20 protein-coding genes are annotated in these 20,996 nt (G+C 28.1%); 12 read left to right on the top strand and 8 right to left on the bottom strand.

Translation table 11 applies throughout. The features are described 5' to 3' along the window. The first annotated feature begins 335 nt into the window (after positions 1 to 335). The 6 genes from KPL38_RS09340 to KPL38_RS09365 all read left to right on the top strand — a co-directional run bounded on the left by KPL38_RS09340 (position 336) and on the right by KPL38_RS09365 (position 7,488). Complete coding sequence (locus KPL38_RS09340; protein WP_216288872.1) at positions 336 to 566, top strand: TIGR04540 family protein; 231 nt, start codon at positions 336 to 338, stop codon at positions 564 to 566. 583 nt (positions 567 to 1,149) lie between these two features. Then, positions 1,150 to 3,858: a type I pullulanase gene (gene pulA / locus KPL38_RS09345; protein ID WP_216288873.1), complete on the top strand. Its 2,709-nt coding sequence runs from the start codon at positions 1,150 to 1,152 to the stop codon at positions 3,856 to 3,858. A 49-nt stretch (positions 3,859 to 3,907) separates the two neighbouring features. Then, the gene (locus KPL38_RS09350) at positions 3,908 to 4,819 is read left to right on the top strand and encodes an alpha/beta hydrolase (RefSeq protein ID WP_216288874.1); all 912 of its coding nucleotides are present in this window, start codon (positions 3,908 to 3,910) and stop codon (positions 4,817 to 4,819) included. Between the two features lie 89 nt (positions 4,820 to 4,908). Next, positions 4,909 to 5,853, top strand: coding sequence for a TRM11 family SAM-dependent methyltransferase (locus KPL38_RS09355; protein WP_216288875.1), 945 nt, complete (start codon positions 4,909 to 4,911; stop codon positions 5,851 to 5,853). A gap of 279 nt (positions 5,854 to 6,132) precedes the next feature. Then, on the top strand, positions 6,133 to 7,089 hold the full coding sequence (locus tag KPL38_RS09360; protein ID WP_216288876.1) for an ROK family protein: 957 nt from the start codon (positions 6,133 to 6,135) through the stop codon (positions 7,087 to 7,089). Between the two features lie 87 nt (positions 7,090 to 7,176). After that, positions 7,177 to 7,488 carry a hypothetical protein gene (locus KPL38_RS09365; RefSeq protein ID WP_216288877.1) on the top strand — a complete coding sequence of 104 codons (312 nt, stop codon included), beginning with the start codon at positions 7,177 to 7,179 and terminating at the stop codon, positions 7,486 to 7,488. 157 nt (positions 7,489 to 7,645) lie between these two features. On the opposite strand, the gene KPL38_RS09370 is transcribed toward KPL38_RS09365, so the two are convergent. Further along, positions 7,646 to 8,032 (bottom strand): hypothetical protein, encoded by a 387-nt coding sequence (locus tag KPL38_RS09370; RefSeq protein ID WP_216288878.1) that lies wholly within the window; start codon positions 8,030 to 8,032, stop codon positions 7,646 to 7,648. Between the two features lie 287 nt (positions 8,033 to 8,319). Here KPL38_RS09370 and KPL38_RS09375 point away from each other — a divergent pair, with 287 nt between their 5' ends. Next, positions 8,320 to 10,224 (top strand): YgiQ family radical SAM protein, encoded by a 1,905-nt coding sequence (locus KPL38_RS09375; protein WP_216288903.1) that lies wholly within the window; start codon positions 8,320 to 8,322, stop codon positions 10,222 to 10,224. A gap of 46 nt (positions 10,225 to 10,270) precedes the next feature. On the opposite strand, the gene KPL38_RS09380 is transcribed toward KPL38_RS09375, so the two are convergent. Further along, on the bottom strand, positions 10,271 to 10,468 hold the full coding sequence (locus tag KPL38_RS09380; protein WP_216288879.1) for a hypothetical protein: 198 nt from the start codon (positions 10,466 to 10,468) through the stop codon (positions 10,271 to 10,273). A gap of 221 nt (positions 10,469 to 10,689) precedes the next feature. Between KPL38_RS09380 and KPL38_RS09385 the strand changes: the two genes are divergently transcribed. Further along, the gene (locus tag KPL38_RS09385) at positions 10,690 to 11,169 is read left to right on the top strand and encodes a PIN domain-containing protein (RefSeq protein ID WP_216288880.1); all 480 of its coding nucleotides are present in this window, start codon (positions 10,690 to 10,692) and stop codon (positions 11,167 to 11,169) included. A gap of 115 nt (positions 11,170 to 11,284) precedes the next feature. Here KPL38_RS09385 and KPL38_RS09390 read toward each other — a convergent pair whose 3' ends face one another. Further along, on the bottom strand, positions 11,285 to 11,872 hold the full coding sequence (locus tag KPL38_RS09390) for a protein kinase (protein WP_216288881.1): 588 nt from the start codon (positions 11,870 to 11,872) through the stop codon (positions 11,285 to 11,287). Between the two features lie 397 nt (positions 11,873 to 12,269). Here KPL38_RS09390 and pulA (KPL38_RS09395) point away from each other — a divergent pair, with 397 nt between their 5' ends. Continuing rightward, the gene (gene pulA, locus KPL38_RS09395) at positions 12,270 to 14,162 is read left to right on the top strand and encodes a type I pullulanase (protein WP_216288882.1); all 1,893 of its coding nucleotides are present in this window, start codon (positions 12,270 to 12,272) and stop codon (positions 14,160 to 14,162) included. A gap of 216 nt (positions 14,163 to 14,378) precedes the next feature. On the opposite strand, the gene KPL38_RS09400 is transcribed toward pulA (KPL38_RS09395), so the two are convergent. Further along, positions 14,379 to 14,558: a hypothetical protein gene (locus KPL38_RS09400; protein WP_216288883.1), complete on the bottom strand. Its 180-nt coding sequence runs from the start codon at positions 14,556 to 14,558 to the stop codon at positions 14,379 to 14,381. Between the two features lie 670 nt (positions 14,559 to 15,228). After that, positions 15,229 to 15,444 (bottom strand): YwbE family protein, encoded by a 216-nt coding sequence (locus KPL38_RS09405; RefSeq protein ID WP_216288884.1) that lies wholly within the window; start codon positions 15,442 to 15,444, stop codon positions 15,229 to 15,231. 234 nt (positions 15,445 to 15,678) lie between these two features. On the opposite strand from KPL38_RS09405, the gene KPL38_RS09410 reads away from it, so the two are divergent. The 3 genes from KPL38_RS09410 to KPL38_RS09420 all read left to right on the top strand — a co-directional run bounded on the left by KPL38_RS09410 (position 15,679) and on the right by KPL38_RS09420 (position 18,057). After that, complete coding sequence (locus tag KPL38_RS09410) at positions 15,679 to 16,308, top strand: hypothetical protein (RefSeq protein ID WP_216288885.1); 630 nt, start codon at positions 15,679 to 15,681, stop codon at positions 16,306 to 16,308. Positions 16,309 to 16,513: 205 nt separating this feature from the next. Beyond that, the gene (locus tag KPL38_RS09415) at positions 16,514 to 16,672 is read left to right on the top strand and encodes a hypothetical protein (protein ID WP_216288886.1); all 159 of its coding nucleotides are present in this window, start codon (positions 16,514 to 16,516) and stop codon (positions 16,670 to 16,672) included. A 236-nt stretch (positions 16,673 to 16,908) separates the two neighbouring features. Next, positions 16,909 to 18,057: an aminotransferase class V-fold PLP-dependent enzyme gene (locus KPL38_RS09420; protein WP_216288887.1), complete on the top strand. Its 1,149-nt coding sequence runs from the start codon at positions 16,909 to 16,911 to the stop codon at positions 18,055 to 18,057. A gap of 31 nt (positions 18,058 to 18,088) precedes the next feature. On the opposite strand, the gene KPL38_RS09425 is transcribed toward KPL38_RS09420, so the two are convergent. The 3 genes from KPL38_RS09425 to KPL38_RS09435 form a co-directional block, all read right to left on the bottom strand. Beyond that, entirely contained in the window at positions 18,089 to 18,649 is a 561-nt protein-coding gene (locus KPL38_RS09425) for a DUF4489 domain-containing protein (RefSeq protein ID WP_216288888.1), read from the bottom strand. 144 nt (positions 18,650 to 18,793) lie between these two features. Continuing rightward, positions 18,794 to 19,555: a hypothetical protein gene (locus KPL38_RS09430; protein ID WP_216288889.1), complete on the bottom strand. Its 762-nt coding sequence runs from the start codon at positions 19,553 to 19,555 to the stop codon at positions 18,794 to 18,796. A gap of 578 nt (positions 19,556 to 20,133) precedes the next feature. Beyond that, positions 20,134 to 20,892: a hypothetical protein gene (locus KPL38_RS09435; protein WP_216288890.1), complete on the bottom strand. Its 759-nt coding sequence runs from the start codon at positions 20,890 to 20,892 to the stop codon at positions 20,134 to 20,136. Positions 20,893 to 20,996 lie beyond the last annotated feature (104 nt).

The following is a 20,996-nucleotide window of genomic DNA, read 5'->3' on the forward strand; positions in this document are numbered from 1 at the left end:
TATCTAATATTATTATAATAATTTGTAAAGGTAAAATCTACCTTTTAATTTGTAAGACTAACTTCCACTGTTTTATGTATTGGGGTGGAATTTACTTTTGCAATTGAGGTGTTTTCAATATATCAGTTAAATTTTCATTATAATCATAAAACTATTAACAATATGTGATATAATTTTAAGCGAGTTTAAGAAAGAACATAAGTAATTCATATTTATAAAGGATTGTTTCTGTTGAAACATTAATAAAATTACACATATTCTAGTATTTACTAGCTTATCAAAATACTAGGTTATAATATAAAATATTATTAAAACAAATTTTAAAGGAGTATGATATGAAAAAAGTGTATAAGGATCCTAAAAAATTAGCAGCATGTTTAAGAGATATAGTAGATTTTTATTTAGATGACGTTATTACATATGATAAGCTAAAGGTAAGATTGACTATTTTAATTAATGCAAATGAAGATAGAATTTTTAAAGATGGTAATGTAACATCAAAATTATCTGCCTTATTAGGTGAAACAAGGGTTGCTGTTATCAATAAAGTATCATCAGAAGGATAGTATTATTTACATAGTTAGTAAAAATCATTAAATTTAAAATGGCATAAAAAACAAATCTTCTTATATGATTTTGAGCTATTTTAAATATTATAAAAAAACGTACACTTTAGTTGTTGTGTACGTTTTTTTATAATACATTATTTTACTAGCTCACAACTTTTCAAAATAATTTTCAGTAGATAGATTAATGATTTGCTTGTATATATCTTCTCAAAAATATATAATGTAATAAGGTAAAATTTGTTTAGTAATTAATGAATATTAAAACAAATGATAACCTTTAGCAAATGTTTCATATAATTAGTGAAATTTATGTAGGACTAGTTGATTCTAAAGAGGGTGTGAAGTTGATTGGTTTTAATCAGTTGTTTTAGCCCTAATATTTTAATCATTAGTCCTCATTGTTTTTTATCAAAAAAACTTTTTTAAAATACTGTTTGCAACTTTAAGAATAGGTGTATAAACAGTATTTCATGATTAGTTATTATTTTATATACTTAAATGCTTAATTCATTTTATTTGGATACTATAACAAGATAAACATATATTATAAGACGATAATTTTATTTTAGAGGAGAAATTTATGAACTTTGGAATAGCGAGTAATAAAAGGAATACATTAATTATTTTTCTTGCAACCACTTTAATTATGACGGGATTATTTTCTTTATTACCAAGCATACATGCCTTTGCTCAAACTAACAAGACTAAGGTAATCGTTCATTATGCTAGCAATTCAGCTGATAGCTTGAAATCAAATGTATGGTTATGGTCTGATAAGAAAGCTGGAAATAACTATGCCTTTACTAGAAAGGATGCATTTGGTAATGTTTGTGAACTTGAATTAGATGGTGGATCTAATAAAGTGGGATTTATAGTGCGTACAAGTGACGGTAAAAAAGTAGGGAGTGAAAAGAATAGATCTATTGAAAAGTTTAATAATGGTGTTGGAGAAGTATGGGTAATTGAAGGGGACTCTAAAGTATACGAATCTTTGGCTACAGCTTCTAGTGCTAAAAGCAAGTTAGGTAAATTTACAGTTGCAAAATTAGATGATCTTACTACTATAAATATAGAAACAAACTCATTAAATCCATTTATAGCAAAAGACTTAGAGAACATTGTAGTAAAAGAAGATGGAAAGGTCGTAAAAGTAAAAAATGTCACAAATAATGAAATTAATGATGGAACTACCCCTATTACAACGATAGTTCTTAGTAAAAATGTAGCTTTAAGTAAAAAAATCACTGTCTCAAATGAAGGTTTTGCTGAAAAACAAGTGACACTGGGAGATGTAATGAGCAGTGCTAGTTTTGATAAGAGCTATTATTATGATGGAAACGATCTAGGTAATACATATTCAAAAACTAAAACAAGCTTTAGGGTATGGGCACCAACTGCTAGCGAAGTAAAACTTGTAACCTATAAAAAATGGAATGATAAAAGTGGCATTGAATCTAATATGAAAAAAAGCGACAATGGAACATGGGCATTTGATTTAAAGGGAGATCAGAATGGCACATTTTATACATATAAAGTTAAGGTCTTGGGAGTTTGGAATGAAGCAGTAGATCCTTATGCTCGTTCTGTGGCTGCAAATGGAGACAGAGGTGCAGTAATTGACTTAGATAAAACTAACCCCAATAAATGGATTCCGAGTGATAAGCCTAAATTTGAAAATTTAAATGATGCTATTATATATGAACTTCATGTAAGAGATTTCTCTATAAACAAAAATAGTGGTATAAAAAACAAAGGAAAATTTTTAGCATTTACTGAAACAGGAACAAAGGCAATTGATGGAAAACCAACAGGCATCGATTATATCAAATCATTAGGTGTAACGCATGTGGATCTTATGCCAATATTTGATTTCGCTGGTGTGAACGAAACCTCAAATAAACCACAATTCGATTGGGGGTACGATTCTAAAAACTATAATTCTCCTGAGGGTAGTTATTCGACAAATCCGTATAACCCTATGACGAGAGTGAAAGAATTAAAACAAGCAATACAATCTTTTCATGATAATGGATTGAGGGTAATCATGGACGTAGCTTACAGTCGTATATATAGCAGTTATAAATCTAATTTCAACAAAATAGTACCTGGATATTATTTTTCCTCTAATAAAAATGGAGCCATCTCAAATAATTCTCAAGATACCATTGTTTCACAAAATTCAATGGCACGTAAATTTATTGTAGATTCTGTTGTGTATTGGGCAAAAGAATATAATATAGATGGCTTTAGATTTGATTCTATGGGCATGTTTGATGTGAATACTATGAATGATATAAAGAAAAAATTAAGTACTATAGATCCATCTATTCTCATTATAGGAGATGGATCAGATTATTCTACTACACTTTCAAATGACATAAAAGCAACAAAAATAAACGCAAGTAAAATGTCTGGAATAGCACAATTTAACAATATCATAAAAGATGCAATAAAAGGTAGCGTATTTGTTAACAAAGCGAAGGGATTTATTAGTGGAAAATCTAGTGAAGAAATAAATATAAAGAAAGGAATTGTTGGAGGAATAGATTATTCTAGTACTATAAAAACTTGGGGAAATGTAGAACCTGTACAATTTATTAATTATGTTGAAGCTCATAATGATTATACGTTGTGGGATAAACTAATTCTAACAAACCCAAATGATAATAGCAAAATAAAAATAAAGATGCATAAAATGGCTGATTCTATGATTCTTACTTCGCAAGGCATTCCATTCTTCCAATCGGGGCAAGAATTCTTAAGAACTAAATATGGGAATAATAATTCTGATAAGGCTAATGACAGTGTTAACAATATTGATTGGAAAAAGGAATCTCAAAATACAGAAACTGTTGATTATCTTAAAGGGTTAATCGAATTAAGAAAAACTCATCCTGCTTTTAGAATGACATCTGCAAATATGATTAAGAAAAACTTGAAATTTTTAGAAGTGCCTAAAAACGTGGTAGCTTATGAAATGAACTATAATGCAAATATGGATACGTGGGCACATATTGTAGTAGCTTTCAATGCAAATAGAGAAGATAAAACTATTAAGCTTTCAAAGAGAGGCACATGGAATGTTGTAGTAGACGGTCAAAAAGCAGGTGTTAAAACTATAAAACAATTTAGTGGAGGTTCTTTAGTAGTTCCTGCTCTGAGCACTATGGTAATATATTATCATGCAAACAACATATTTGTATCCTTAAATTTTTGGATTTATACCACATTAACATTAGGAGTGATTACATTTATAATATTGTTTATAAAATTTAGAAAGAAGGATTAATTTTATAAACTATTGTCTAAGGAGAAAATATAATTAAGGGGATGTTACTATGTTAAAAACAGCAATAATTCTAATATTATTTTTGATGATTATTGCTATTTTTATTGTATGTTGGCATTTTTCAAATATAATTATACATCCTAATGTTGTAAAATATAATTATACTTACAATTATGGAGTGGAAGCAGGGGAAATACAAATAGAAAAATTTAATTATTTGGAAAAACTAGAAGTATATATAAATTCTCAATATAATTATAAAATTCATGGCTTTTTTTTCCCTAATAATAATTCAAAGAAAGTTATAATCTTGTGTCATGGAATAACTTGGAGTTTATATGGTTCTGTTAAATATATGAACATGTTTTTAAAAAGAGATTTTGCTGTTTTTATTTATAATCATAGAAATCATGGACTAAGTGGTGGCATTGATACATCTTATGGTTATTACGAAAAATTTGATTTAAAAAAATGTACCGATTGGTTATTCAATAGATTAGGTCAAGATATAATAGTTGGTTTGCATGGTGAATCCATGGGTGCTGGAATAGCACTACAAAATATTGCTATGGACAATAGAATAAGATTTTGCATAGAGGATTGCGGTTATTGTGATGCACAAGATTTATTTCAGTATAGATTAGAAAAGGACTATAATTTTAAAAAGCTTCATTTATTAAGGTTAGCAGGCATAGTAATAAAAATAAGAGCTGGATGGGACTTTAAAGATGTTTCACCTATATCTACATTACCTCAAGTAAATATTCCAATATTGTTTATTCATGGCGCTAAAGATAACTATGTGCCTACTTTTATGTGCACGCAAATGTACGCAGTAACAAATGGTTACAAGGATATATATATTGCTGCCAATGCAGGTCATGCACAGTCATATTTGAAAAATAAAGACGAATATGACTTCCGAGTTGGTAACTTTTTAAAAAATATCCATATTATATGAATTGTAAAAGGAGATATTACATTGAATTATAAAAAATATATAAAAAACATTAAAATGATACCTGCTATTAACGGAAAGGTAGTGTTTTAATGTTTAATATACCACAAATTAAAGAAAATTATTTATATACAACTAACTATTCGAGTGATGAAGAAAGTCTATGTAAAATGGAAATAAAGTGTCTCTTTAATAAACCTCTTAATGAAAAACACTTGTTTTCCAATACTTATATTAACCCATCTAGAAGTCCTTTTATAAAAAAATGTATTTCCATAATGTATATTGGAGAAACACTCAAACAAGTTATTGATTTAATTAATAGGGACAAGCTAACTAGTATAAATTATAAAGTTATGTATATTGATGCAACTGGTGAAATTATAGGCTTTCATGAGAGACGTAAGATTGAATTCAAAGTAGGATTTTCTATACTTGGAGACTGTAAAATGAAAAACCCAGAAATCATTTTTGGCATAACAAAAGTACCAAATAAATGGATATTTGGTGAATGTGAAAGCAACAATTCTGATTGGTTATTACACAATAAGAAGCCTTTTTCTTATTCTAATGCATTAAAAGTTAATGTTTGCAGAGCCTTGGTCAATATAGCCGTAGGCAATGACTTGAATTGTAGTGTAGTCGATCCATGTTGTGGTATTGGAACTGTTCTCATTGAAGCAATTTCAATGAATATTAATATTAAAGGTTATGAGATAAACCCCTGCATAGGTGGAAATGCTAAAACAAACCTGAAATATTTTGGATATGATGATGTAATAACTATTGGAAACATGAATGATATTAATAATAAATTTAATGTAGCCATTGTTGATCTTCCTTATGGCATATTTACTCAAATTACACCAGGTGAACAATTAGCTATAATTAATAGTACTCGCAGAATAGCAGATAGAATGGTAATAATTACTTTCGATGATATGAAGGAACAAATTACTTCAGTTGGTTTTCATATAGATGATAGATGTACAGTGTCGAAAGGTACATTTAAGAGGCATATTTTCATATGTAGTTAAAAAGAAATATAATGACATAGGAAATGGTTCATAATTTTCTTTTCTATGTCAAATAAATTAAAGAAAGAGACAAAGTTTGATTTGGCTTTTTCTTTAATTTACAAAATAAAATATGTATATATGGTATAATTTAATCTCAAATAAAAAGCAAGAATATTTTTACAATAAGCTTTACTCTCTAAAAATGTAATTTTAATTGTAAATCATAGGTAAAAGATGAATAAATAATTTATTTGGTATAATAACGTGGATAGCACAGGCTATGAAAGGAAGAGTTTGATGTATATAGGTATTGATTTAGGAGGCACTAATATTGTAGCTGGTATTGTTGATGAGAATGGTAACATAATGTTCGAAAAATCATGCGAAACAAAACCGCACAGACAGCCTCAAGAAATAATTGATGACATGATAGTTTTAGTTCTAAATATTTTAAAAGAGGCTAATATACAATTAATCGATATAAAGGCAATAGGTATAGGAATCCCCGGCCTCGCTGATAAAAATGGCAATGTGAAATTTTGTGTAAATCTTGGTTGGAAAAATGTTTCTTTAAGAGAAATTCTAGAAACTAGACTTCATAAACCAATTTTTATAGATAATGATGCTACTGTAGCTGCACTTGCTGAATATGAAAGCGGTTCAATGAAAAATTGTAAATGTGGCATTGTGCTTACCTTAGGAACTGGCATTGGTGGAGGAATTATTTTGAATGGGGAAATATATAGTGGATTTAACGGACTAGGCGCTGAACTTGGACATACAGTAGTTGGCGAAAATTTTTATGATTGTAATTGTGGAAGAAATGGTTGCTTAGAGACGTTTGCTTCATCAACTGCAATTATAAAATACACTAAAAAATTAATTGTTGAAATGAATGAACCTACTATAATAATAGAAAAATCAGAAGGAAATATCAACAACATAAATGCAAAAATAATATTTGATTGTGCCAAGGAAGGCGATAAGATTGCGACTCTAGCAGTAAATAGATTAGTAAAATATTTAAGTATTGGTATACTTAACATAATTAATTTTATTGATCCAGAAATTATAGCATTAGGTGGCGGTGTTTCAGGGGCAGGACAATATCTTTTGGACATGATAAAAGATGAAGTAAGGTCGAATAAATATTATGATGATTCACCTATTAGCAGAATTGTTCTAGCAGAGCTAGGTAATAAAGCAGGTATTATTGGTGCGGCTATGGTCGCAAAACATGGTTATACAAAATAAATATACTTAACGCCACGTTTACTTGAACTTATAACATTTAAATATTCAATTACAAAAGTTAAATAAAATTACTAAGGAGTTGTAAATATGGAAATTCAAGATATAATGTCGGGAGATTTTTCTAAGTACCCTGAAGAAACACAGATTGTTATGAAAGAATATACTGAAAGGGTAAGAGAAAGTATAAAAAAGGAATTAATAAAAGATATATCAAATAAAATGCTTAAAGATATAGATAAAAGCAAAGATTATTTTATAAATGTTTTAACAGATATATTAGATAATGGGTATAAAGGTCTTAGTAAGTTGTCTACTCAAGCGCTTATAGATACATATTTAGAGAGAAAAAATGAGGAAGACTTTTTTCTCTTGTTAGAAAAACTAAATAAGGAAGTCTGATTTTTAAGTCTTTCCATTTTTAAAAGCATCATTATATTATTAATAATACAATCCATTTTTTATTAAATTTATAAAATATTTTTACTTAAAAAGACAATTATATTGTCTTTTTTTTATATTAGCATATTTAATTTTGAAACCAATACAAATTCCTTGGTTAATAGCTAATAGATATTTCTCCAATTAGTGTTGTGTCTTTGCTTTGATTCCAAGTAGCTTCAATTAAGAGATTTACCTTTAGCCCAGTTTTATAATCAAATGAAATTTCTTCATCTTGCAGCACTTGACTTTTTTTATATACGACTGCATTGTTTTTTGCTACATCTCTAACTACAATTTCCCATATGCCATCTTGTGGTTGAATAATTTTAGCTGTAATTATAAGAGTTGTCCAAAATGTGTTGTTTACACCCGTTTCATAAGAACCTTTTCCATTATAAATATTCATTTCAAAGTTTTGGTTAATAGTATTACTATTGTTAGTAGCAGCTATTTCACTGTATTCTGTACTTTCATATTTTTGATCATTTCTTAAACATTTCATTTATATGCTCCTTTATATTATTATCAGAAGTTCAATATTAAAAACAAATGCTAAAATTTCAAAAAATAAATTCATTATGTTTTAGTATACGCAATCAAATTAAATTTGTTATTATTAAACTAAATAAACTTCTACATAACTAGTGCATCATTAGCTTAATTCTCAGTGATGTTTTTTATATTGTTTAAATTTATTTTTTATAAAGAATTAAATCATAAAGAATGATATAATTGTATTTTGCATTATACAATTGAAATTTACGATTAAATCAAAAGAAGGTGGATGGAATTAGAGACAACAAATTTTTACCTATTAATAAGAAAGACATTTCAGATAGAGGTTGGACTGAATTAGATTTTATTATTGTTACAGGCGATGCTTATGTTGATCATCACAGTTTTGGAACTGCTATCATTTCTAGAGTTTTGGAAAGCGAAGGGTATAAAGTAGGGATAATAGCTCAGCCTAATTGGAAAGACATTGAAGACTTTAAAAAGCTAGGTAAACCAAGACTTGGATTCCTAGTTAATTCGGGAAATATGGACTCTATGGTAAATCATTATACTGTAAGTAAGAAGATAAGAGATAAAGATATGTATTCTCCAGGTGCAAAAATGGGATTAAGACCTGACAGAGCAACAATTGTTTATTGCAACCGAATAAGGGAAGCATATAAAAATGTTTCTATTATTATTGGAGGTATAGAAGCAAGTTTGCGCAGATTTGCACATTATGACTATTGGAGTGACAAGGTAAGAAAATCTATGTTAATTGATAGTGGAGCAGACTTATTAATATATGGTATGGGTGAAAAACAAGTGGTTAAAATTGCAAAACAGTTAAATGAAGGTGTCGAAATAAAATGCATTACCCAGGTACTCGGTACATGTTACGTTACAGAAAATATAGATAATATAGATAATTACATTGAGATAGATTCATATAAAGATGTTTGCAGGGATATGCATAAATATTCACATGCTTTTAAAATACAATACGATGAACAAGATCCTATTAGAGGTGCTGGAATTATTCAAAAGCACACAAACAAGTATCTTGTGCAAAACAAACCAGAAATGCCTCTCACCAGAGAGGAATTAGATAAGGTTTATAATCTGCCATATCAAAAGAATTATCATCCTAGTTATGAAGCATTAGGTGGTGTTCCTGCTATAGAAGAAGTTCAATTTAGTTTGGTAAGCTCAAGAGGTTGTTTTGGAAGTTGTGCTTTCTGTGCTATAACTTTCCATCAAGGTAGAATAGTTCAAAGCCGAAGTGAAGATTCAATTATACAAGAAGCAATTGAGATTACAAAATTAAAAGATTTCAAAGGATACATCCATGATGTAGGCGGTCCAACTGCTAACTTTAGAAATCCAGCATGTGCAAAACAATTGAAGGTAGGTACTTGTAAGGATAGGCAATGTTTACATCCTAGTCCATGCAAAAATTTAGATGTCGACCACATGGAATATTTAAAACTGCTTAGGAAATTAAGAGAGTTACCGAATGTAAAAAAGGTTTTTGTGCGTTCAGGACTACGGTATGATTATATTATGGCAGATAAAGATGAAACTTTTCTAAATGAACTCATCAAACATCATGTCAGTGGTCAGTTAAAAGTGGCACCAGAACATATTTCACATAATGTTTTAAAATATATGGGTAAGCCAGCAGGTAAAACTTATGATAAATTTTTAGAAAAATTCTATAAAGCCACGCAAAAAATACAAAAAAAACAATACGTTATTCCTTATTTTATGTCTAGTCACCCAGGTAGCACACTAGTTTCAGCAATTGAACTAGCTGAATACCTTAGAGATATTAACTATCAACCTGAACAGGTTCAAGACTTTTATCCAACACCTGGGACACTTGCAACAACTATGTTTTATACAGGTATTGATCCAGTTACACTTGACAAAGTTCATATACCTAAAACTAAAAATGAAAAAGCTATGCAGAGGGCACTTCTTCAATATAAAGATCCAATGAAATTCGATTTGGTATTTTCTGCACTTACAGAAGCTAACAGGAAGGACCTTATTGGCTATGGTCCTAAATGTTTAATAAAACCAAGGGGGAAAAAGAATAAAGAACTCCTTAATAACAATATTGGAAAATTAAAAGTAACCAAAGGAAAAAATAAAGGCAATATCAAAAAAAAATTAAAAAACAAAAAAAGACAATAGTTTTTTATGTAAAAGCACCTACATTTAAAAATGGATGTAGGTGCTTTTACATATCTACTTTATCTACTTTAACTATTTTAACTATACTTTCTTCTTCTACTAATTCACTTTTACTAAAACCTTTTTTAAAATATCTAATTTGCTTATATTTAATGTTGTTCATTACAAAATCTAGAACATCAATTCTATCGCCTTTGTAGATAAATGGTACTTTATTACCTTTTAAATATATATGTACTTCCATAAATTAAGTTACTAGTTGCCAATACAACTGCTCCTTTCTTATCTTTATTAATATGTTATATTATAATACCTGTATTCAACTTTATCAAGTTATAAACATTAAGATATTAATAATAGTTAACCAATTAGTTAATAATGAATATAATATATTAATAAAACTAACAATTTAATTGTTTTCCAATTTATAACCGGATATATATTTTTTTAAAAGGGGATAGTACAATGATTTGTAAAGAGTATTTGCTGGATACTAATATAGTTATAAAAATTTGGAACAAATATCCTACCTTGCTAGATACTATTGAAAATATAAAATACATTGATTTTAAAATCTCTGAAGATATAGCTGGGGAGTTATCGGTAAAAGAATATGCAAAATTTAATGAGGATTTTGTACTTTCTAATAAATTTTTAAAATTGTTAGGACATATTATTACCAATAACGGGTACGATTTTACTAAAGATTGTACACCTGGTGATATGGTTAAATATGAACAGAACAAAAATATATATTTGATTAATGGAGATAAAATTTCTATAAATGATTATAGTCTTATCGATATTTGCAAAACTAACACAAATTATACCCTTGTAAGTGATGATAAAAAACTAATTAAAAATGCAAAAATAATATTAACATCTTCTAGGACATTAAATTTTGATGAATTTTTATATGAGTTAAACGAAATGAATGTTTTATAACAATAAAAATATAAGAGGCAATTTTTATTTTAAATCACAACCTCTTATATTTTTCTGAATTCTATTTATAACTATATTTTTTGATGTTAAATAAGTATTAGTACTACACTAATACTTATTTAATATTTTTTTCTAAATATTGTTTAAATCTAAAATTCCATAGTTCAAAAGTTTTAGGACGTTCTTCGCAAACTACTTTTAAAAATTGATTTATTACGCCTAAATTGTTTAGACCTTTCATTAAATGCCTAGGGTAACTTACATTTTTGGAGTAATTATTCTTAGGGTCAATCACACTAATTGAAAAATCTTCTGTCAAATATAAATCTTTACACCTAATGTCTAATCTATTAAATTTAAGCCTCTTAAATTCTTCAATTAACTTAATTATGTTGAGTGATATAACTTTATTTATTCCATGTTTTTTAATATATTTATCTAAACGTTGTCCACTTGCAAAATCTCTTACAATATAGTATGCTCCATGTTCATATACTTTAGGAAAGTATTTGCTTTTTCTAGTCTTAATTAAAATATTATATTCACCTTCACAAACTTTCTTACTTTTAAAAATCTTAATTACTCTATTATTGGGGAGCGAATAAACTATTCCATTATGTCCAGCCCCTAAAAACTGTGATGTTTTAAGCATTTTTTCAACTTTACTGTTTAATTGAATATAAAAATTTTTGTCTTCATTCATATTATCATCTTCTTTTTAAGAAATATTACTATATTATATGTTTAAACCTCATAATTATTTCCTATAAATTTAAAAATAGTATATAAAGGGATTAATATATACTATCAATATAATTGCTACTTGATTTAATTAATCAATCATTTATATACGCTAGTATTGCTTAATCTTATATTTAATAATATAATGATAAGACATATATATACAATTACATATAATTACTGAATTATACAAATTAAATAGCTCTAATAAGAAAGGTCATTTTTTAGAGAAGTTTACATATTATAAATAAGTAGCGTTTGTTCCAAGAGAGAAAAAAACTTAAGTGGAAGAAAAACTAGCTTCTTATGTTTTTATAACTAAACCACTAGAGTCGATTTTTAAGGAGAGAGATTAAATAATGGTAAATGAATTAGATAACCCAGAACTCATATACAATGGTGATGATTTAGGTGCAGTTTATACGACGCTTTATACAACATTTAAAGTTTGGGCCCCTAAAGTTGAAAAAATTACATTAGTTATATATGAAAATCCGTATGATGATTTAGGACAAAAACACGAAATGTCTAAAGATTTAAAAGGTATTTGGAAAATTAAACTCTATGGTAATTATAAAAACAAATATTATAATTATTTAGTGTTGGATAAAGGAAACCAAAGGGAAACACCAGATATTTATACTAAGGGTGCGAGTGCTAATGGTAAAAAAGGAATGATTGTTGATTTTGATTCTATAAATCCTGTTAACTGGGAAAATCACAATAGACCTATACCCATTAATCGTACTGAGGTAGTAATATATGAAATTCATGTTAGAGATTTTTCAGCATCAGAAGATTCAGGGATTAAAAATAAAGGCAAGTATTTAGGTTTTACTGAAAAAGGAACAAAAACTGCTGAAGGTATCCTTACTGGATTAGATTACCTAAAAGAGTTAGGTATAACTCATGTTCACTTATTGCCTGTATTTGACTTTGCAAGTGTTGATGAAACTGTGGGTGGATACAATTGGGGATATGATCCTTATCTATATAATGTACCCGAGGGTTCTTATGCTACTGATTCACAAGACGGTACTGTTAGAATTCACGAGTTAAAAACTCTAATCCAAACATTGCATGAAAACGGCCTAAATGTAATTATGGATGTTGTTTATAACCACACAATTACAACAGTTAACTCGCCAATGAACATTTTGGCACCAGAATATTATTATAGAACAGATGATAATAATAACTATACAAATGGATCAGGTTGCGGAAATGAAACTGCATCAGAGAAACCAATGATGCGAAAATTTATGGTTGACAGTATAAAATTTTGGACAAAAGAATATAAGATAGATGGATTTAGGTTTGATTTAATGGCACTTCATGATGTTGATACAATGAAAGAATTAACATTACAAGCGAAAATCATTAATCCAAACATTATTATATACGGTGAACCTTGGACAGGAGGATCATCATCATTATCACCTTCTTTACAATTTTTAAAAGGTCGTCAAAGAGGGATGCAGATATCTCTCTTTAATGATGGTTTAAGAAACGCGATAAAAGGTGATAATGACGGCACTGGTCTAGGATTTGTAAATGGTGGAGCAGGACTTGAACTAGAAATAAAAAAAGGGATTGTTGGTAGCATTAATTTTAACAATGAAATATGTAATTTTACACAAAATCCAGGTGAAGCAATAAATTATGTAAGCTCTCATGATAATTTATGCTTGTATGATAAATTTGAAAAAAGCAATCCTTACAATACTCCTTTAGAAAGGGAAAAAATGAATAGACTAGCTTTATCTATAGTTCTAACCTGTCAAGGAATGCCTTTTATTCAAGGTGGAACAGAAATACTACGTACCAAACAAGGAATCCATAACAGCTATAATGCTGGTGATACAGTGAATGAAATATGTTGGAGTAGAAAATCTGAGTTTAAAGAAACTTATGAATATATAAAGGGACTAATAGCTTTAAGAAAAAGTCAAAAGGTTATGACCTTAGATGATGCAACCGAAGTTAGAGAAGCACTTGTATTTCTTGATACGCCTTGTAATTGCGTTGCATATGAATTAACTTCTACATTTGCTGAAGATTACAGTAAAATACTCATAGTTCATAATTCAAATAAAGATGGAATAAAATTAACTTTGCCAGACGATAACGAATGGTATATTTTAGCAAATGAATATGAGGTTAATAAATTAGGTGTAACTAAAGGCACTAAAACTTGTATTAATGATGTGATAATCCCATATCTATCTACTTATATACTATGTCAACAATAAATGCTGAGGATACCTATCGTCATCTTATTTGCAACCATATAATATTTATAATTTAAACAGTTATATCTAAATTTAGAAGAGATAATACTATTGTTCTTATAATAAAATTTATTTTCACAATATACAAAACACCTATATCATTAATGATGTAGGTGTTTTGTATATTGTTTTAAGTCATATTGATAATCATTTATAACTTTTATTTAAACTAGAACATTACTCAATCACAATATAAGCTATTGACTTTTTATTAAACAAGTATTTTTTACCCATGTTTATAATTTCATGAGGCCTAGAGTTCTCAAAATTATAAAACCAACTTTTAAATAAATCACATTCAGATTGCTTTAATTCAAGTAGTAGTGTTTCGCCACCAATAAAAGAAACCGTTAACATCACAAACACTCCTTTACAATTTCATATTCTGTCTCTATATATATTCTCTATAAAAATGAAATATCCTCTATTGTTACAGTTTTTATTTATGGTTAAATATTTAACACAATCATTCATAAAAAAAAGAAACCTATACTAGAACACCATTAGTGATAGATTTGCTTTCTTGTTGTTAGTCTAAACATTCTAGACATTCATTTATTACATCTTCTGTAATTTCAAATACTTCATCTTTTCTCATTTAAACACCTCCTTGCTAATTTAAGGGTGCACAAATCAAATATCATTTGTTTAGCTCCTTTGAATTAGTCTAAAAATATGCTATAACAAATTAGGGTATGTTATAGGCGTTATCAGTACGTTATTCAACAAAATTCTAATAGGGATTCATTAAGAAATTTCAGATTGAAAAGGGTAAGAATTTAAGAATTGGCTTTTAAAATCCATGTCTTCTCTTTTGTTTAAGTGTTTTAATGATCCAATTTTTCGATGTATTGGCAATCAATTTATAACTTTATAAACATTTTATCTTTACTAGGTAACTTTCTTAGTATATATCATTTTATATTAAATTGCAAGTAAAATTCAAATTAAACAATAAAAAATTCAACATACCATTAATTTATACTACATAATAGGTAATTGAATTTTTTATTAAACATATAAATCTTTACTTTGATATTATAGCTTGAACTCTACCTACTTGACCATCTTCAAGCATTACTTTTATACCTCTTGGATGTATTGCTGAGTTGGTTAGTAACCTTTTTACTACCCCTCTAGTAAGTTTAGTTGTTCTTTGATCTTTTTTTAGCACAACATCTACAGTAATACCTATAGGTATATTACTTCTTACTTGACCTCGCTTATCATTTTGTGTGTTCATATATGTATTATCTCCTTCAATAAACTTACTTTAAATTTATTTTTAATATTAAATAAAAATTTTATATACATAAGCTCTATATAAACAATACTCTAATTACTGATGCATTGTCAAAATATATTTAAATTCATTAATTTGTCTGATATTCAATCGTCATATCCAAGCATACGCATAAAATGCAGTTGTTTGGAAAACAATATTGTAGAAAATACTTATTTATAAAGGAGAAATTAGATGCTGGAATCATTATCTTTTATACCTACTAATCTTTTAAATCCAATTATATCATCTACTTCTATAATAATTGGTGCTATTTTAGGCGGCATTTTTAGCTGGTTTATAAATAAAAATTCGACTAGTAAAGCAATTGAGACGCAAAGTAAAATTGAAAAATCAAATAGAGAATATCAGGAACTTACTAAAGCTTTGAGGCTTAGCGAGTACGCGACTATAATTCGATTAGATATATGCACCACGTTATTTCAAAGTCTTAGAATGGTAAAAAAATTTAATGATAAAAATAACATAGGCATATATCCTATACCTATGAACTCTAATTACGCTGAGGCTATTGTAGCATTATCAAAAATATTTAGTTTAAAGGAAATGAGTTATATTTATCAATTATACGGTATAATAGAAAAATTAAACAATGATACTAAAGGGTACCATTATGATGAGAAACATTATAACTTAATAAAAGAAGATTATGAAATGTTTGTTAAAAAACTTTATGGCAGTAATTATTTAAAAGCATTGGATTTTGATATTGAAACAGTAACTTACGAGGATTTATATAATAATGAAATAATAAAACTCGGATACAAAGATGTACTAATTAAATTGGACAAAGTTACTTTTTAATATCTTATTTATAAAATTGCAAAAAATATATTGATCATGAATTCATTTTAATAAAAAAGTGTTATTATGTTGAATTTATATACAAATTAAGATAAACTAATTAGTAGATAAAACAACAAGTTGAGTATGAGTGTAGAAATAAATAATTTAATATAAATTCCATGCTATTAACATTCTTAATTCGCTGTAGAAGGAGGAGAATTTTATGTCAAGCAATAATATTGAAATGATGAAAAAAATTATTGAAGAAAAGAAAAAGAAAAGTTCTGAGCAAAGTGGACTTTCAAGACCTACAAAGGTAATTGGGAAAAAAAGCAAGGCAGCAAGAAGTACTAAAAAATCTGGTGGTGTATTTGACAAATAAAATAATCGATTCTTTATTACATAGTACATATATAATTAAAAATATTTATTAATAGTTTTTAAAATGAGTTCCTAAAATAAGGGCTCATTTTTTTATTGTTTTATGTTTATTATAGAAATAATAAATTATAAATAACAAGTTTTAAAAATAACACCTTATTAAGCATATTATCATGAATATAAAAATAATTATAATATATGAAGTATACTACTTTGTATATTAAATAGGAGGATTTTATGATATATCTTGATAATGCTGCGACCAGTTTTCCAAAACCACCTAAAGTTTACTCTGAAGTATTAAGATGCATGGAAAATTATGCTGCTAATCCCGGGAGAAGTTCTCATGATATGGCAATTGAGGCTTCATCCAAAATTATGGATACAAGACAAGAACTAAGTGAATTTTTTAATATTCCTGATTTATTAAACATTGTATTTACATGTAATGCCACTCAATCCCTTAACATAGGTATAAAAGGAATATTAAAACCAGGGGATCATGTTATTAGCACAGTAATTGAGCATAACTCAGTTCTAAGACCATTAAATTATCTAAGCAAAAAAGGAATAACGTTCACTCTTCTTGGTGTAGATAAAAATGGATACTTAAATATTAATAACTTAAAAAAAGAGATACGTGGAAATACTAAAGCTATAATAATAAACCATACATCTAATGTGTTAGGAACAATTCAAGATATAAGATTAATTGGGCAAATTGCAAAAGACTCAGGAATTGTCTTTATGGTTGATGCATCTCAAAGTGCAGGAGTAATATCAATAGATGTAGAGAGAGACAATATTGACTTATTAGCATTTCCAGGTCATAAAGGATTATATGGTCCTCAAGGAACAGGAGGCTTATATATAAGGGAAGGTGTTGAACTTGATTCATTTATTCAGGGTGGAACTGGTAGTGAATCTTTTTCCATGAATCAGCCTGATTTTTTACCTGATAGATTCGAAAGTGGAACACTAAATACACCAGGAATAGCAGGATTGTATGAAGGTATAAGATTTATCAGAAAAGTAGGAATAGAGAATATAAGAAAACATGAGATTATGTTAGTAGAATATTTAGTAGAAGAGTTAAGTAAATTATCTTATATTAATATTTATGGGGGATGCGATTATAAAAACAGAGGAGCAGTAGTTTCTTTAAATATAGACAATGTAGATGTGTCAGAAGTAGGGGAGCTCCTAAACAAACATAAGATAGCAGTAAGAACAGGATTTCATTGTGCACCATTAATACACAATATAATTGGTACAAGTAAAAGAGGCACAGTTAGAATAAGTCCAGGGTATTTTAATAATTTAGAAGATATAGAAGAACTAATAAAAGCTTTAATATATATACATGAAAAAAGGCCCTTTTTATAGGGCCTTTACTTGTATATTGTAGTAGCTGTTATTAAAAGTTGGTATTGTCTACTACTAAAGCTGAAAATGTTGGATTGTTAAATAACAAGGTTGTAGTAGGATTAAGAGGGGCAGCAACTGCAGCTGTTGTCGTAGAAGTAATTGCTGCTACATAATAAGAACAACAATCATTGTCACAGTCACAATCTTTATCACAACTGCAATCACAAACTATAAAACTTATTATATCAGTTAATGCGCTACCTATAGGATATGCCCATGGGTTTCCAATTGCTTCTGGAATAGTTTCACCTTTACAAAGTTTAAATAATTGGAAACTAAGTGCTACAGCTGCGCCACCGTTTGCAATTGTAGAAACTAAGTTTGTAGAAAATTCAAACTTAATGCATGGATCATGAAAACGCTCTGTGTTTAAAGTAACTTTAGCAAGTTGAGTAGTCACTGCAGCAACAGCAGGAGTAGCCCCTGCAACTATTACTGTAACTGGATTTGAAGCCTTACATTTCAATAAAACTTTAGCTACTTCTTCTTTTTTCCTTTTACAGCCACATTCTTTTTCTTCTTCATAATGACCTTTTGAATTTGAATTCATATATTTATTCCTCCTTAAATTTAAAAACATAATATTTAGTAAAAGAATTCTAAATGTACTGTTGACATAAGGCGGATATATTAGAACTCTTATACTATAATGTATGAGTTAGACATATAAATGTTCTACTTTTTCTATTTTTTTTTATTCATCATCTTCACATTCGTCATCAAATAGTGGTTTTAGTTTTTGATCTGGGAAGAATTTTGGAACTGGTTCCCGATCAAATCTGCAACAAGCATCTTCTTCAATATCTTCTTCACATTCACATGGAACTGGGCAATAACCATATGCAGGAATTAATAATTGAACTAATAATTCACATTTTACAATAAGATGGAATCCTAAGGTTATATCTAAAACACTTTCATCATCATTATTCTTACATATATTTCCATCTAAGCATTCTGCTACCAATTCAAGTTTTATAATTTCTGAATCAAAATCACTCGATTTTCCAGTTGACACAGAGGTTGTAGAAATTTGTGCTATTGAATCTGGGCAATATAATTTTGATATAACTTCTGTACGATTAATTTCATAAAATTCACATCTTGTCTCTCCATTACAATCTATATAATCTGCATAAAATGAAATTATAAAGCATACTATTATTTTTTTGTAACTAGGATTTTTCTTTAGTGGAAATTTTTCTACAGAGATGAGTTTTAATTTAAAATTCCTGCAGCATGTAAATATTTTTGGATCATCAAGTGGATCGCTTCTTAATTCTTCATCTGTATCAATTGTATCTTTACCACACCCATAAACTAAGCATCTTTTAATTAAACACTGATCAAAAACTTTTGGGATTTCGACGCAAACAAGTTCTGCTGGATCAGGAAGGTGCCCTTGTTTGTTAACAACACCAGGTCTTGCAATAAAATCATTGTGAGTAATAGACATAAATTATCCTCCTTTTATGTTAAGTGATACACTTCAAATTCGTGTTCTCTGTTTTATAATATGCCTTTGCCTAAAAGTTGTGATTATTATTTATATAAATTTGTATAAATATTTTTAAGCGTTAATTTAAAAATTTTTAACAGTGTATCGTCCTAGTGTTTTAAATTTATGCCTTTGCATTAAATGATCATTTTTGATGCTTCAATATCAATGATTTAAAAAGAAAATTATATTCATATAAATAAGTCTTATTTCTTCTTTTTAGTTAGACACATGATCATCTCTTATGTATCAAGGCTACTTTTTTTGAAATGGCGTTAAAAAAAGGCCCTTTTTACAGAGTCTTTTTATCTATTGGAGTCTTTGTATCAGTAATAGAAATTATTATTACTATAACTGAAAACATTATATTGTTAACAAAGGTGTTATAGTTGTTATAATATAAGGGACATTTGCAACTACAGAATAATCTTTTATAAGACCACTTTGATAAGTAGGGCATATTAGAATTCTTATGCTACTATTTAATAGTTAACTCTATAAATATGCTAGTTATTTATTATTTTTGCAAAAGCAACCTACTCGTTATCTTCACATTCATCCTCAAACAAAGGTTTAAGTTTTTGATCAGGGAAGAATTTAGGAACTGGGTCCCTAGAAAATTTATCACAAGGATCTTCCTCCGTATCCTCTTCACATTCACTTGGAACTGGACAATAACCAAATGTAGGGATTAATAATTGAACAACTAGTTCGCATTTTACAATAAGATGCAATCCTAAAGTTATATCTAAAAAACTTTCATCACAATCATTTTTATAAAAAAAACCGTTTAGACATTCTGCCACTAACTCAAGTTTTATAATTCCAGAATCGATATCCTTTGATTCACCTGATCCAATGCTAGTAGATATTTGTGCAATTGAATCTGGACAATATAGTTTCCATATAATTTCTGTACGATTAATTTCATAAAATTCACATTTTGTCTCTCCATTGCAATCTATATAATCAGCATAAAATGAAATTTTAAAGCAAACTATTACCTTCTTATAACTAGGACATTTCTTTAATGGAATTTTCTCTACTGATATAAGCTTTAATTGAAAATCTCTACATCCTGAAAATATTCTTGGATCGTTAAGCGCGTCACTTCTTAATTCATAATCTGTATCTAAAGTATCTGGTCCACAAGCATAAACTAAGCATCTTTTAATTAAACACTGGTCAAAAACCTTTGGTAGTTCAACGCAAACTAGTTCAGATGGATCAGGAAGGTATCCTTGTTTGTTAACAATACCAGGTCTTGCAATAAACTCATCACGAGTAATAGACATTATTATCCTCCTTATATCTCAATCAATAAACTTCTAATGATATATTTTCAATGCTTTATGCAGGTAATTATTAGTTGTGATTGAAGAACTTGTTTAATATAATT

The sequence above is a fragment of the Clostridium psychrophilum genome (assembly GCF_018861705.1).
Classification (GTDB): Bacteria; Bacillota; Clostridia; order Clostridiales; family Clostridiaceae; genus Clostridium_AD; species Clostridium_AD psychrophilum.

Bases quoted from the DNA above. Each gene is read 5' to 3' on its own strand.
- KPL38_RS09380 (WP_216288879.1), bottom strand. From the start codon at position 10,468: ATGGAAGTACATATATATTTAAAAGGTAATAAAGTACCATTTATCTAC.
- KPL38_RS09435 (WP_216288890.1), bottom strand. From the start codon at position 20,892: ATGTCTATTACTCGTGATGAGTTTATTGCAAGACCTGGTATTGTTAAC.
- pulA (WP_216288873.1), top strand. From the start codon at position 1,150: ATGAACTTTGGAATAGCGAGTAATAAAAGGAATACATTAATTATTTTT.
- KPL38_RS09370 (WP_216288878.1), bottom strand. From the start codon at position 8,032: ATGAAATGTTTAAGAAATGATCAAAAATATGAAAGTACAGAATACAGT.
- KPL38_RS09430 (WP_216288889.1), bottom strand. From the start codon at position 19,555: ATGTCTATTACTCACAATGATTTTATTGCAAGACCTGGTGTTGTTAAC.
- KPL38_RS09400 (WP_216288883.1), bottom strand. From the start codon at position 14,558: ATGTTAACGGTTTCTTTTATTGGTGGCGAAACACTACTACTTGAATTA.
- KPL38_RS09425 (WP_216288888.1), bottom strand. From the start codon at position 18,649: ATGAATTCAAATTCAAAAGGTCATTATGAAGAAGAAAAAGAATGTGGC.
- KPL38_RS09350 (WP_216288874.1), top strand. From the start codon at position 3,908: ATGTTAAAAACAGCAATAATTCTAATATTATTTTTGATGATTATTGCT.
- KPL38_RS09365 (WP_216288877.1), top strand. From the start codon at position 7,177: ATGGAAATTCAAGATATAATGTCGGGAGATTTTTCTAAGTACCCTGAA.
- KPL38_RS09405 (WP_216288884.1), bottom strand. From the start codon at position 15,444: ATGAACACACAAAATGATAAGCGAGGTCAAGTAAGAAGTAATATACCT.
- KPL38_RS09340 (WP_216288872.1), top strand. From the start codon at position 336: ATGAAAAAAGTGTATAAGGATCCTAAAAAATTAGCAGCATGTTTAAGA.
- KPL38_RS09355 (WP_216288875.1), top strand. From the start codon at position 4,909: ATGTTTAATATACCACAAATTAAAGAAAATTATTTATATACAACTAAC.
- KPL38_RS09360 (WP_216288876.1), top strand. From the start codon at position 6,133: ATGTATATAGGTATTGATTTAGGAGGCACTAATATTGTAGCTGGTATT.
- pulA (WP_216288882.1), top strand. From the start codon at position 12,270: ATGGTAAATGAATTAGATAACCCAGAACTCATATACAATGGTGATGAT.
- KPL38_RS09415 (WP_216288886.1), top strand. From the start codon at position 16,514: ATGTCAAGCAATAATATTGAAATGATGAAAAAAATTATTGAAGAAAAG.
- KPL38_RS09420 (WP_216288887.1), top strand. From the start codon at position 16,909: ATGATATATCTTGATAATGCTGCGACCAGTTTTCCAAAACCACCTAAA.
- KPL38_RS09390 (WP_216288881.1), bottom strand. From the start codon at position 11,872: ATGAATGAAGACAAAAATTTTTATATTCAATTAAACAGTAAAGTTGAA.
- KPL38_RS09385 (WP_216288880.1), top strand. From the start codon at position 10,690: ATGATTTGTAAAGAGTATTTGCTGGATACTAATATAGTTATAAAAATT.
- KPL38_RS09410 (WP_216288885.1), top strand. From the start codon at position 15,679: ATGCTGGAATCATTATCTTTTATACCTACTAATCTTTTAAATCCAATT.